We start from the raw sequence: 11,865 nt of genomic DNA, 5'->3' as shown, positions 1-11,865 counted from the left end.
TCCGTGGCGGCGGTGCACCGGACGGTGCGGCCGGGTCCCTGGTTCGGGACCCGGCCGCACACTCGGACTAGCTCAGGCCCGCGATGGTGCTGCGGACCTTGGTGATGATCGCGTCGGGGATCGGCGCGTAGTCGATGGTGCTGAGCAGCTTCTGGCCGTCCTCGCTGGCGATGTAGGTGAGGAACGCCTTCGTGGCGGGCAGCGTGGCGGCCTTGTTGCCCTTGTCGCAGACGATCTCGTACGTCACCAGGGTGATCGGGTACGCGCCCTCGGCCTTGGTGTTGTAGTCCAGCTTCAGCGTCAGGTCCGAGCCGGTGCCGACGACCTGGGCGGCGGCGATGTCCTTGGTGGCGCTGTCGGTGCTGGGCGCGACCGGGGCCGCGGCGCCGGTGTTGATGCTGACGGCCTTGACGCCGTCACCGACGTAGGAGAGCTCGAAGTAGCCGATGGCGCCGGAGGTCTGCTTGACCCCCGCGGCCACGCCGGCGGAGCCGGCCGCGGACTGGCCGCCCTTGGCCTGCCAGGCCTTGCCGCCGGAGTACTTCCAGTTGGCCGGGGTGGTGGCGATCAGGTACTTGGTGAAGTTGTCCGTGGTGCCGGACTCGTCCGAGCGGTGGAACGCCTGGATCTTGAGGTCGGGCAGCGTGGCGGACGGGTTCAGCTTCTTGATCGCCGCGTCGTTCCACTTGGTGATCTTGCTGTCGAAGATCTTGGCGAGCGTCGGGGCGTCCAGGACCAGGTTGTCGACACCCGGGACGTTGTAGCCGAGCGCGATCGGGCCGCCGACCATCGGGAGGTCGATGCCCTGGCCGCCGGAGCAGACCTGCTTGGAGGCGGTGACCTCTTCGGGCTTCAGCGCGGAGTCGGAACCGGCGAAGGCCAGCTGACCCTGGTTGAAGGAGGTGACACCGGCGCCGGAGCCGCCACCCTTGTAGTTGATCTGGACGCCACAGGCCTGGCTGAACGCCTTGACCCACGCGTCGATCGCGTTCTTCTGCGCGGACGAGCCGTCGGCGAGCAGCTGACCCTTGGCGTTGTCGCACTTGATCGAGCTGGCGTTGGCCGACGAGGAGCTGGTGCCGGTCGTCGTGCCGCCGTTGTCGTCCGAGCCGCACGCCGTGAGGGCCAGGGCGCCGGAGACGGCGAGAGCACCGAGGGTGAGGGCCCGCCGGTTCATGCGCTGAAGCTTCACTTGAAAGTGTTCCTTCCGAGAGCCGCCGTCCTGAATTACGGCGGCGTGCGAAGACGTGGGTGACGCGGGTGCGACCCCCAGGTCGCGGCTCGCATCGCGTAAGGCCGAAAGTAGGCAGATCAGGTGAAGGCGCCTATGGGCATAAGTGAACGGAGGGTGAACCCCTGTGGGCGGTGCGGTTAGGTCACGGAACGCTCACGTCGAGGACACGGGCTGATTCCGGACTATGCCAGGTGTGGAGCGGTCTTCAGCGGGTCCACGAGGGGGCGGTCCCCCGGCCGGGTGAGGGACCTGCTCCGGCCCCTCGTTCGCAACGTAACGCGAGGTGGGCGGTACGGCACCCGCGGACCAGCGGGCGTATTTCGGTGGCCTCGCGGTGTCATGGGCACGTAGGTTCACGGCGTTCCTGGAGGTGAGGCCGTGGCCACGTACGGCACGTTGTTGATTCCCCTGCCGCTCGACCGGGCGGCCCCCGTTCTGCGCGAGGTCTGCGTGTCCGCCTACGCGGCGCCCGCCGGGCCGGGATTCTGCCTCGTCCATCCGGACCGGTTCATCGACGGCAACGGTGCCTTCTCGGTCGCCGGGCCGGTCAGCGCCGCCTTGGGCGTTCCGGTGCTGGCCGCCTTCCAGTACGACGGCGACCGGCTGGAGCTGGAGGTCTGGCGGGACGGCGTCCGCGCCTACCGCTACGACTCCTGGCCGGGCGTCCAGGACGACGAGCCCGCCGACGGCACACCCGCGGACGCGGACCCCGCCGCGTTCCTGGACTTCGCCGCCGGGCCCGTGGACGGGTACCGGCTGGCCTGCGCGCTCGCGGACACCCCACTCGACGAGAGGGACATGGACGTCGACGGGGAGCCGGGGTACGTCTGGGCGCAGGGCCTGCACTGGGACGTGCTGGGGGCGCTCGGACACCCGGACTGGGTGATCGGCCGCGCACAGCGGGACCACTGCCACTTCAAGCGCGCGCCGCGGGTACTCGCGGAGCTGCTGGAGAGCGGAGAGCTCGTTGTCGTCGGCACGGCGGAAAGCCGCGAGGACACCCCCTAGTCGAGCCGAGCCTCAGTCGAGAGGGTCCTCGTCCGTGCCGACCGCGATGAGGACGAGGGAGATCAGGTCGCGGTCCCGCTCGTGGGTGAGTCGGCGGTGGGCCTCGGCCGGCCGGAGCCAGCGCAGCGTGTTCACCTCGTCGTTGGGCGCGAAGGCTCCGCCGGTCGCCTCGGCCGCCCAGTAGCGGACCTCTTTGGGCCGCCCGTGATGGTCGATGTAGTGGGCCGACGGGAGTCTCGTCCCCAGCCGGCACGTGTAGCCGGTTTCCTCCAGGACCTCGCGGCGGGCCGCGTCCTCGAAGGTCTCGCCGCGCTTGAGCTTGCCCTTGGGCCACGACCAGTCGTCCCACTTGGGCCGGTGGACCAGCGCCAGTTCGAGCCCTCCGGCGGGCCGGTGGCGCCACAGGACGCAGCCCGCCGCCTGGACGGTGGTGTCGTGCGTGGAGGAAGTCACTGGTCGTTCACCGTCTCCTCTGCGTGGGGGTGGTGCGGGGCGTCAGAGCGTGCCCACCGCCTGTTTCTGCCAGGACTGCTGGAAGGCGAAGCGGGCCGCCTCCACCTCGTGGCGCTGGTCGGCGTGCAGCACTCCGAGCGCGTACGCGGTCGCCGGGGCGATGCGGGGGGTGCGGGCCGCCGAGGCCGCCGCCGCCGCTGCCTCGGAGGCGTCCCGGTGGAGGTTGAGGGCCTGGCCCGCCGTGAGAAGGCGTACGTCCAAGGGCGCGCCGTTCCCGTGCAGGACCTCGCCGGCGTAGCGGTGCAGGCGCAGCAGCAGGCGGACCTGGTGCCAGGGGCCGTCCTGGGGGTGCGGGGCGGGGTCGGGGGAGAGGCCGTGGATCAGCGCCTCCGCGTTGTACGGGTGCCCGGCGGTGATCAGCGGCAGTGCGGTGACCGCGTCGGTGAGGCGCTCCCCGGCGGCGGCGGCCAGCGGGCGCAGGTCGGCCATGGCGGCGGCCGGGGTCAGTGGGACCTCGCTGGCCAGTACGGCGACCTTGTCGGCGACGGCGTGGAAGCGGGAGGAGCCGAGGGCCTGGAGGGCCGTGGAGTGGGCCCGGGTCCGGGCCAGGGTGAGCTGGCGCTCCAGCAGGGCGCCCGCCTTGGCCGCGCCGACGGTGAGGTTGCCGCGATCGGCGGTGGGCGTGGCCGGTCCCCGGGCGCCGCCGGCCGTGCCGGGTCCCGGGACGCCCCGGCCCGCGCCGGTGACCCGGCCGCCCACCGCCGAGGCCGCCGACTGGGCGGGGAACGCCGCCGAGCCCGACAGCCGGTGCAGGGCGAGCAGCAGCCGCTCCAGGCGGGCCGCGCAGGCGTGCTCAAGGGCCAACGTGCCGGACAGCCACGCCAGTTCGGGGCGCATCTCCTCGGACCAGTCGGCGTCCAGCAGTGGACGGAAGGTGTGCAGGCTGCCGCTGATCCGGCGGGCCGAGTGGCGCAGGGCGCGCGCCGCGTCGACGGAATCCTCCATGCCGTTCTGCCCGCTGCCACTGCCGGTCTCCCGGTGCAGCCGCAGGGCGCGGAGGAACTCCGTGGCCTGTCCGCGCAGGTAGCGCGCGAGGGCGTCACCTGGCACGGCCCTGGCCGTGGGATCCGTCGGGTCAAGGTGTTGCTGTGCCACGCCGGCGCCTCCGGGCGTCTATGAGCATCTCCTGGACGTTGCGCAGGGGTTGGCCTTCCGCGTCGGTCGCGTGCCGGGTCCACTCGCCGTCCGGGCCCAGGTGCCAGGAGGACGTGGTGTCCGACATGCCGGTTTCCAGCAGCCGGCTGATCGTGGCGCGGTGGGCCGGGTCGGTGACCCTGACGAGGGCCTCGATCCGTCGGTCGAGGTTGCGGTGCATCATGTCGGCGCTGCCGATCCACACCTCGGGCTCGCCTCCGTTGCCGAAGCCGAAGACGCGGGAGTGTTCGAGGAAGCGGCCGAGGATGGACCGTACGCGGATGTTCTCGGACAGGCCGGGGACACCGGGCCGTACCGCGCAGATGCCGCGCACCCACACGTCGACCGGGACGCCCGCCTGGGACGCGCGGTAGAGCGAGTCGATGATCGCCTCGTCCACCATCGAGTTGACCTTGATGCGGATGAACGCGGGACGCCCGGCGCGGTGGTGCTGGACCTCCTTGTTGATCCGGGCGATCAGGCCGTCGCGCAGGGACTTGGGGGCGACCAGCAGGCGGCGGTAGGTCTCGCGGCGCGAGTAGCCGGACAGCCGGTTGAAGAGGTCCGAGAGGTCGGCGCCGACCTGCGGGTCCGCCGTCAGCAGGCCGAGATCCTCGTACAGGCGGGCCGTCTTCGGGTGGTAGTTGCCGGTGCCGACATGGCTGTAGCGGCGCAGCAGGTCGCCCTCCTGGCGGACCACGAGGGACAGCTTGCAGTGGGTCTTGAGACCGACCAGGCCGTAGACGACATGGCAGCCCGCCTCCTCCAGCTTGCGCGCCCACTTGATGTTGGCGTGCTCGTCGAAGCGGGCCTTGATCTCGACCAGGACGAGGACCTGCTTGCCGGCCTCGGCCGCCTCTATCAGCGCGTCGACGATCGGGGAGTCGCCCGAGGTGCGGTACAGGGTCTGCTTGATCGCGAGGACGTCGTCGTCGTTCGCCGCCTGTTCCAGGAACCGCTGGACGGACGTGGAGAACGAGTCGTACGGGTGGTGCAGCAGCACGTCCCGGTTGCGCAGCGCGGCGAAGATGTCGGGCGCGGACGCGGACTCGACCTCGGCGAGGTCGCGGTGGGTGCCCGCGATGAACTTCGGGTACTTCAGTTCCGGCCGGTCCAGCGAGCCGATGCGGAACAGGCCGGTCAGGTCGAGCGGACCCGGCAGCGGGTACACCTCGGCCTCGCTGATCTTCAGCTCGCGCACCAGCAGGTCGAGCACCTCGCGGTCGATGGACTCCTCGACCTCCAGGCGCACCGGCGGCCCGAAGCGGCGCCGCATGAGCTCCTTCTCCAGGGCCTGGAGCAGGTTCTCGGCGTCGTCCTCCTCGACTTCGAGGTCCTCGTTGCGGGTCAGCCGGAACGCGTGGTGCTCCAGGATCTCCATGCCCGGGAAGAGTTCCTCCAGATGGGCGGCGATGACGTCCTCCAGGGGGACGTACCGGCCCGGCGAGGACTCCAGGAAGCGGGACAGCAGCGGCGGCACCTTGACGCGCGCGAAGTGGCGGTGTCCGGTGACCGGGTTCCGTACGACGACCGCGAGGTTCAGCGAGAGTCCCGAGATGTACGGGAAGGGGTGCGCGGGGTCGACGGCCAGCGGGGTCAGCACCGGGAAGATCTGGTGCCGGAACAGCGTGAAGAGGCGGGCCTGCTCCTTCTCCGTCAGCTCGTTCCAGCGGACCAGGTGGATACCCTCCTCCGCCAGCGCCGGGGCGATGTCCTCGTGGTAGCAGGCGGCGTGCCGGGCCATGAGCTCGCGCGAGCGGGCCCAGATCATCTCCAGCACCTCGCGCGGCTGCAGGCCGGACGCGGAGCGGGTGGCGACACCGGTGGCGATACGGCGCTTGAGGCCGGCCACCCGGACCATGAAGAACTCGTCCAGGTTGCTGGCGAAGATCGCGAGGAAGTTCGCCCGCTCCAGGAGGGGTGTGTTCGGGTCCTCGGCCAGCTCCAGGACCCGTTCGTTGAACGCGAGCCAGCTGCGCTCCCGGTCCAGGAAACGGCCCTGCGGAAGCTGGGGCCCGTCGTACGGCGACTCCTCGTACTCGTCGAGGTCGGCGTCGATGTCGGGTTCCAGATCGGAGACCGCCGCCGACACGGTGTGCGGGCGGTGGGCGGCTATGGAGCCCACGGAGGGCTGCGCGTGCTGGACCTGGGCCTGGGCGTTGGGCTGGCTGCTCATGTGCCCATTGTTCCGCGCCACCGGCGATACGGGCGCGTCGGACAGCGCCGGAAGGAGCGGGAGGACGGCTCCGTTGCTCCCGTTCACCTCGGGAGGCGGCGAAGGCTCTGGCACGACGGGCTTCATTCGCCGAGCCTCGCAAGCCCGTCTGAACCGTTGGTTACGGCGACATGGCGTGCGGGATATCGGGGGGCGGCTCCCGGACGTCTACGGCACGGAAACGAACGTATCGGATGCCTGGGAGCCGCGGGCAGGGGGGAACCGGTCAGGCCGTGCGGCGGCGCAGCAGGGTGAAGGCGGCGGCGAGAACCAGGGCGGTGAGGGCCAGGGTGATGCCGGTCTCCACGAGCTGGAGGGGCCAGAAGTGGGAGGCCGGGTGGTACTCGCTGTAGAAGCCGGTGACGTCGTGGGCCTTCAGGCACGCCGTGCTGTCGCGGCACATCGGGTCGGCGATGTGGGCACCGGTGGAGGTGACGGCACCCCCCTCGCCGTAGAGGACGTTCCGCGGTGTCTCGTAGTCGGCGCCGGTGCTGGTCGCCCAGGGCCACAGGTACGGGCGGGCGAAGGCGAGGGTGGTGCGGGCGAGGCCCATGACGGCGATCGCGAGGCCGGCCGCGGTCAGGGTGTGGCGCTGGAGCTGGCCCGCGAGGGCGCCGACGGCGAAGCCGAGGAGGGGGTAGACGACGGCGAGGGTGCCGTTGGCGGTGAAGGTCTCGTCGTTCCACCAGTTCCAGCTCATCGGCACCTTGTGGGCGTCGAAGAGCAGCCGGTGCAGCAGGACCATCACCGTGCTGCCCGCGGTGACCAGGACGGCGGGCAGGGCGAGGGTGGTGGCCAGCCAGCGGGTCGGGGAGACGCCCTGGGTCCAGGCGAGGCGTGTGGTGCCGCGCTCCAGTTCGCGGGCGAGGACGGCGCCCGCCCAGGCGGCGACGAGGTAGGGGACCCAGCCGATCATGGCCTCGGCGGCGGTGTACGCCGTGTGGTAGAGGCTGATCGCGCTGCTCCAGTCGCAGCCGTGGGCGGTGCACCTGCGCTGCCAGTCGGCCCGCGCGGCGCTCGCCCCGGGGCCATAGGCCCACAGCAGGGCCCCGGAGACGGCGGCGACGAGCACCGCCCAGCCGATCAGGGCGGCCCGGTGCAGGCGCAGCACGGTGCGCCACATGCGGGCCGGTCTCGGGCGGACCGTCGGGTCCACGGCGAGGGCGGTCATACGGCGGCTCCCTTGATGTTCGTACGGCGGCCGAGCAGCGCGTACGCGGCCGCGAGGGCGAGGGCGGTGAGGGCGAGGAGCACGGCGGTCGCCGTGAGCTGGACCGGCCAGAAGTGGCGGGAGGGCCAGATGTCGTCCCACTCGCGGCCGAAGAAGTACCGCGCCGCGTAGGTGACCCCGGCGGCCACCGCGAGGGCGGGCAGCGCGCGGCCGAGGGCGACTCCGGCGAGGGTGCCGGCGGCCAGGGCGAAGAGGACCAGGGCCACGGAGAGCGGGCCCGCCGGGACGAGGACGCGGTCGTAGGACCAGTCGGTGACCAGGACGTCCTGGTCGCCGGTCCAGACCCAGGCGTAGACCAGGCCCAGCACGGTGGTGCCGGCGGTCAACGGCAGGGCCGCCGCGCCGAGTTGGGCGGTGAGCCAGCGGACCGGGGTGACGGACTGGGTCCAGGCGAGGCGGGCGGTGCCGGTCTCCAGCTCGCGGCCGACGAGGGCGGCGCCCGCCCAGGCGGCCACGGCTATGGAGACGTAACTGAGCACCTCGCCGAGGAAGTTCATGACGTTGTTGACGTCGGTGAGGACGAAGTACTGGTCGACCGGGTGCCGTTCGGCGGGTGCCCGGAACAGATGCACCCAGAGCAGCGCGCCCACGGCGAGCAGCAGGAACGCGCCCCAGACGGTCAACGCCGGTCGGTGCAGGCGCAGTACGGCACGTTGCGGCTGGGTGGTGGGGCTCAGGGCCAGGGCGGTCATACGGCGGCTGCCTTACGTGCGGGCGCCGACGGACCGGTCTGGCGCTCGAGGAGTCGGAACGCGGCCAGGGCCAGGAGCGCGGTGACGGCGAGGATGATCGCGGTCGCGGTCAACTGGAGGGGCCAGTAGTGGGATTGGGGGTGGTAGTCGTTGTAGTAGCCGACGGCGCCGAGCTTGGTGTAGAGGGTCTGGCACTGCGCCCAGTCGGTGCTCGCGCAGTGCGGGTTGGTGAGGTGGGCGCCGGTGGCGGTGAGCAGGCCCTGGTCGACGACGATGCCGGAGCCGGCCGGGACGGTGTTCTTGAGGCTGCTGACCTTGGTGACGGTCGGCCAGAGATAGGGCGTGGCGAGGGCCATCACGCTCCACAGGAACACCGTGGCGAACAGCGAACCGACCAGCGAGGCAAGGGAGTTGCGCTTGAGCAGGCCGAACAGGGCGCCGATCACCAGGCCGGCCAGGGCCATGGCGGCGGTGGCCGGGCCGTTGGCCGCGTAGGTGCCGATGTCGAACCAGTCCTTGGCCGAGTCGATCCGGCCCTGGCCCGTCGACCAGGCCCAGTGGTGCAGCCCCACCAGCAGCCCGGAGCCGACGGCGACGAGGACGGCCGGAACGGCGAGCTTGGCGGCCAGCCAGCGGGCCGGGGAGACCGACTGGGTCCAGGCCAACTGCGCGGTCCCGTGCTCCAGTTCGCGGCTGGTCAGCGTGGCGCCCGCCCAGGCGGCGACCAGGAACGGGGCGGCGAGGACGGCGAGGGTCGTGTAGGTGTACCAGTCCTTGTAGCGGCCGACCGCGCTCGGGTCGTACACGCAACCGCCCGACTCGCAGGCGTTGTACTGCCTCCAGCCCTCGACCGCCCCGTCGGTGAGCGGCCCGCCCACCCACAGCAGGAGTCCGGCGAGGACGAGCACGAACACGGTCCAGGCCAGCAGGGCCGGGCGGTGCAGGCGCAGCAGCCAGCGGAGCAGATGCGGCGAGGAGCCGGCCGGGCGCCCGGTGACCGGCGGTGTGGCGAGGGCGGTCATACGGCGGTCTCCTCGGTCTTGGCGGCGGGCGCGCTGCCGGCCTCGGGGTTGCGCAGATAGGAGAGGACCAGCTCCTCCAACGACGGGGTGCTGGTACGCCAGTCGGTGTCGAGGGTGCTCGACGGGCGGACCAGGGCGCTGAGTTGGCGGCCGGTGGTGCGGGACTCGACGACCGTGTGCGGGGCGAGGACCGCGTGCGCGGGCGCGGACACATGGACGTGCGCGGCGAGCAGCTCGTCGATCTCACCGGCGAGCCGGACCCGGCCGCCGCCGATCAGCAGCAAGTGGTCGCAGGAGTCCTCCAGTTCGGCCACGACGTGCGAGGACATCACGATCGTGGTGCCGGACTCGGCGGCCTGCGCCATGAGGAGGCCCATCATCTCGTGCCGGGCCAGCGGGTCCAGGTCGGCCATCGGCTCGTCCAGGAGCAGCAGCTCGGGTCGCTTGGCCAGCGCGAGGGCGAGGGCGACGCGGGTGCACTGGCCGCCGGAGAGCGTGCGGATGCGGGACTTCGGGTTCAAGTCACCGTCGGACACGATGCGTTGGGCGACGGAGGCGTCCCAGCGGTCGGTGTTCAGGTCGGCGCCCATGCGCAGCGTCTCGGCGACGGTGAGCTGCGGGTAGAGGGGTTTGTCCTGCGCGACGTAGGCGACCCGCTCGCGGGCCGCGCCCGGCACCGTGCCGAGGACGGATATCGCACCCTCGGTCGGCGCGAGCAGCCCGGCGGCCAGGGCGAGGAGCGTGGACTTGCCCGCGCCGTTCGGCCCCACGACCGCGCAGACGCGCCCGGCGGGCAGCCGGAAGGCGCAGTCCCGCAGGGCCCACCCTCCCCGCCGACCGAACCGCTTGCCGAGAGCGGCGGCCTCTATCGCGGCGGTGCCTGTCATCAGTCTTCTCCTTGGAAGTGCTTGTCGAGTACGGCGGTGAAGAGCGCGGCGACGTCGTCCCGGCCCAGGCCGGCCTCCCGGGCCCGCGCGGCCCAGTCGTCGAGCTCTAAGCGGAGGGGCGAGTCGGCGGGCGTGATGCTCAGCCCCTTGCGGATGAAGGTGCCGAGTCCGCGGCGGGCCTCGACCAGCCCTTCGCGCTCCAGCTCGCGGTAGGCCTTCAGGACGGTGTTCGGGTTGATGGCGGTGGCCTCGACGACCTCGCGGGCCGTGGGCAGCTTGTCGCCGGGCTCCAGCATTCCCAGGTGCAGGGCCTGCTTGGTCTGCTGGACGATCTGGACATAGGTGGCCACGCCGCTGTGCCGGTCGATGCGGTACTCGACCACTGGGGTTCCACCACCCTTTCACTAATTGAGTAGTGAAAGGGTGGTGCAAGGGGCCTGAGAAAGTCAAGTGAGATCGATCGAGATTGATTGAGATCGATCGAGATCGGTGTGCCGGTCCGTGAACCGATCGGCGGGGCTCGTCCGATGAGGAGATGTGAGCGATACGGGAAGCGACGGGGAGCTGCTGCGGGCCATCGCGGCGGACGGCGACCGGCGCGCGTTCGAGGAGCTGTACCGGCGGTACGCGCCCTGGCTGACCGCGCGGCTGCGCGGCCGGTGCGCCGACGCCGGGATGGTCGACGACGTCGTACAGGAGACGTTTCTCGCGGTGTGGCGGGGCAGCGCCCGCTACCGCGAGGACGGCGACGTGGCCGGGTGGCTGTGGCGGATCGGGTCGCGGCGGCTGATCGACGTGCTGCGCGGCGACGGGGCGCGCGGCCGGATGCGGCAGGCGCTGGCGCGGCTGCGGCACCGGGACGAGGCATCGGCGGAGGAACGCGTGCTCGCGGGAGTCGAGCACGGGGACCTCGCGGGCGCGCTGGTCCGGCTCTCGCCGGAGCTGCGGGCGGTCCTCCAGGCCACCGTGATCGACGGGCTGACCACCCGGGAGGCCGCCGTGCTGCTGGGCATCCCGGCCGGCACGGTCAAGACACGGGCCATGCGGGCCCGTAAGCAACTGCGGGAGGAGCTGGCATGACCTGGCATGTGGCCGAAGACGACGTACGCGCCTATGCGCGGGGCGAGTTGGCACCGCCCATGCTCTGGTCCGCCGACACCCACCTCGCCCAGTGCGCCGAGTGCCGGGCCCTGCTGGCGTCCGTCACCGACCCGGTGGCGCTGGACGCGGGCTGGGAACGCCTCGACGCCGAACTCGACGCCCCCAGAAGGGGGTTGGTGGAATCCCTGCTCGTCCGGATCGGCGTGGCCGACCACACGGCACGGCTGCTGGCGGCGACGCCGGTACTGCGCCGCTCGTGGTTCGGCGCGGTGGCCCTGCTGCTCGTGATGACGGTCCTGGTGACCGACGCGTCGAACGTCGCGACACCCAACGTCTTCCTCGCCCTCGCCCCGCTGCTGCCGCTCGTGGGCGTGGCGATGGCGTACGGCCCGGTGCTCGACCCGACCTACGAGATGACCGTCGTGTCCCCCATGCACGGCTTCAAGCTCCTCATGATCCGCACAACCGCCGTACTGGTCGCGGGACTCGGCCTCAACGGCATCGCGACCCTGGCCCTGCCCGGATACGGCCTCGCCGCCCTGGCCTGGCTGCTCCCCGCGCTCGCCCTCACCGCGACAAGCCTCGCGCTGACCCCGCGCCTGGGCCCGGTCCTCGCGCCGGGTGTGGTCGGCGGGGCCTGGACGGCCCTGCTGGTGACGGCCCACGAGCGGGCGATCCACGGCGGCACGCTCGCCCCGTTCACCGCGACCGGCCAGACGGTGGCAGCGGCGGTGGCGGTCCTCGCCGCGGGCCTCCTCTACCTGGCCCGCGACCGCTTCGACACCAAGACCCCGGGTTTCCACCCAACTACCTGACTTTTCACGCGAC

12 protein-coding genes are annotated in these 11,865 nt (G+C 71.9%); 3 read left to right on the top strand and 9 right to left on the bottom strand.

Features of this window, described 5'->3' with window-relative positions; translation table 11 throughout:
* Positions 1–67 precede the first annotated feature (67 nt).
* Positions 68–1,192, bottom strand: coding sequence for a phosphate ABC transporter substrate-binding protein PstS (gene pstS / locus OG588_RS23480; protein WP_366093063.1), 1,125 nt, complete (start codon positions 1,190–1,192; stop codon positions 68–70).
* A 420-nt stretch (positions 1,193–1,612) separates the two neighbouring features.
* On the opposite strand from pstS, the gene OG588_RS23475 reads away from it, so the two are divergent.
* The gene (locus OG588_RS23475; RefSeq protein ID WP_405949025.1) at positions 1,613–2,242 is read left to right on the top strand and encodes a hypothetical protein; all 630 of its coding nucleotides are present in this window, start codon (positions 1,613–1,615) and stop codon (positions 2,240–2,242) included.
* Between the two features lie 12 nt (positions 2,243–2,254).
* On the opposite strand, the gene OG588_RS23470 is transcribed toward OG588_RS23475, so the two are convergent.
* The 8 genes from OG588_RS23470 to OG588_RS23435 form a co-directional block, all read right to left on the bottom strand.
* The gene (locus tag OG588_RS23470; RefSeq protein WP_405949024.1) at positions 2,255–2,695 is read right to left on the bottom strand and encodes an NUDIX hydrolase; all 441 of its coding nucleotides are present in this window, start codon (positions 2,693–2,695) and stop codon (positions 2,255–2,257) included.
* Positions 2,696–2,737: 42 nt separating this feature from the next.
* A complete protein-coding gene (locus OG588_RS23465) occupies positions 2,738–3,850 on the bottom strand; it encodes a CHAD domain-containing protein (RefSeq protein WP_405949023.1) in 1,113 nt (370 codons plus the stop codon).
* Positions 3,831–6,191 carry an RNA degradosome polyphosphate kinase gene (locus OG588_RS23460; RefSeq protein ID WP_405949022.1) on the bottom strand — a complete coding sequence of 787 codons (2,361 nt, stop codon included), beginning with the start codon at positions 6,189–6,191 and terminating at the stop codon, positions 3,831–3,833. Before OG588_RS23460 ends, OG588_RS23465 begins: the two co-directional genes overlap by 20 nt.
* Before the next feature lie 139 nt (positions 6,192–6,330).
* Positions 6,331–7,275 carry a hypothetical protein gene (locus OG588_RS23455; RefSeq protein ID WP_405949021.1) on the bottom strand — a complete coding sequence of 315 codons (945 nt, stop codon included), beginning with the start codon at positions 7,273–7,275 and terminating at the stop codon, positions 6,331–6,333.
* Positions 7,272–8,027: a hypothetical protein gene (locus tag OG588_RS23450; protein WP_405949020.1), complete on the bottom strand. Its 756-nt coding sequence runs from the start codon at positions 8,025–8,027 to the stop codon at positions 7,272–7,274. The genes OG588_RS23455 and OG588_RS23450 overlap by 4 nt, the downstream gene beginning before the upstream one ends.
* Positions 8,024–9,049 carry an ABC transporter permease gene (locus tag OG588_RS23445; protein ID WP_405949019.1) on the bottom strand — a complete coding sequence of 342 codons (1,026 nt, stop codon included), beginning with the start codon at positions 9,047–9,049 and terminating at the stop codon, positions 8,024–8,026. Before OG588_RS23445 ends, OG588_RS23450 begins: the two co-directional genes overlap by 4 nt.
* Positions 9,046–9,936, bottom strand: coding sequence for an ABC transporter ATP-binding protein (locus OG588_RS23440; protein ID WP_405949018.1), 891 nt, complete (start codon positions 9,934–9,936; stop codon positions 9,046–9,048). Before OG588_RS23440 ends, OG588_RS23445 begins: the two co-directional genes overlap by 4 nt.
* Positions 9,936–10,319, bottom strand: coding sequence for a GntR family transcriptional regulator (locus OG588_RS23435; protein WP_317776018.1), 384 nt, complete (start codon positions 10,317–10,319; stop codon positions 9,936–9,938). The genes OG588_RS23440 and OG588_RS23435 overlap by 1 nt, the downstream gene beginning before the upstream one ends.
* A gap of 154 nt (positions 10,320–10,473) precedes the next feature.
* Here OG588_RS23435 and OG588_RS23430 point away from each other — a divergent pair, with 154 nt between their 5' ends.
* Both OG588_RS23430 and OG588_RS23425 read left to right on the top strand, forming a co-directional pair.
* A complete protein-coding gene (locus OG588_RS23430; RefSeq protein ID WP_019064514.1) occupies positions 10,474–11,016 on the top strand; it encodes an RNA polymerase sigma factor in 543 nt (180 codons plus the stop codon).
* Positions 11,013–11,852 (top strand): zf-HC2 domain-containing protein, encoded by an 840-nt coding sequence (locus OG588_RS23425; RefSeq protein WP_405949017.1) that lies wholly within the window; start codon positions 11,013–11,015, stop codon positions 11,850–11,852. The genes OG588_RS23430 and OG588_RS23425 overlap by 4 nt, the downstream gene beginning before the upstream one ends.
* The last annotated feature ends 13 nt before the right edge of the window (positions 11,853–11,865 follow it).

The organism is Streptomyces prunicolor (genome assembly GCF_045162825.1).
Lineage (GTDB): Bacteria > Actinomycetota > Actinomycetes > Streptomycetales > Streptomycetaceae > Streptomyces > Streptomyces prunicolor.
The sequence above is the reverse complement of the archived record's forward strand: the minus strand, read 5'-3'. Positions and strand labels throughout refer to the sequence as shown.

Excerpts from the sequence above, each read along its gene's own strand:
- OG588_RS23455 (WP_405949021.1), bottom strand. The coding sequence starts at position 7,275 with ATGACCGCCCTCGCCGTGGACCCGACGGTCCGCCCGAGACCGGCCCGC.
- OG588_RS23425 (WP_405949017.1), top strand. The coding sequence starts at position 11,013 with ATGACCTGGCATGTGGCCGAAGACGACGTACGCGCCTATGCGCGGGGC.
- OG588_RS23445 (WP_405949019.1), bottom strand. The coding sequence starts at position 9,049 with ATGACCGCCCTCGCCACACCGCCGGTCACCGGGCGCCCGGCCGGCTCC.
- OG588_RS23450 (WP_405949020.1), bottom strand. The coding sequence starts at position 8,027 with ATGACCGCCCTGGCCCTGAGCCCCACCACCCAGCCGCAACGTGCCGTA.
- OG588_RS23440 (WP_405949018.1), bottom strand. The coding sequence starts at position 9,936 with ATGACAGGCACCGCCGCGATAGAGGCCGCCGCTCTCGGCAAGCGGTTC.
- OG588_RS23460 (WP_405949022.1), bottom strand. The coding sequence starts at position 6,191 with ATGAAGCCCGTCGTGCCAGAGCCTTCGCCGCCTCCCGAGGTGAACGGG.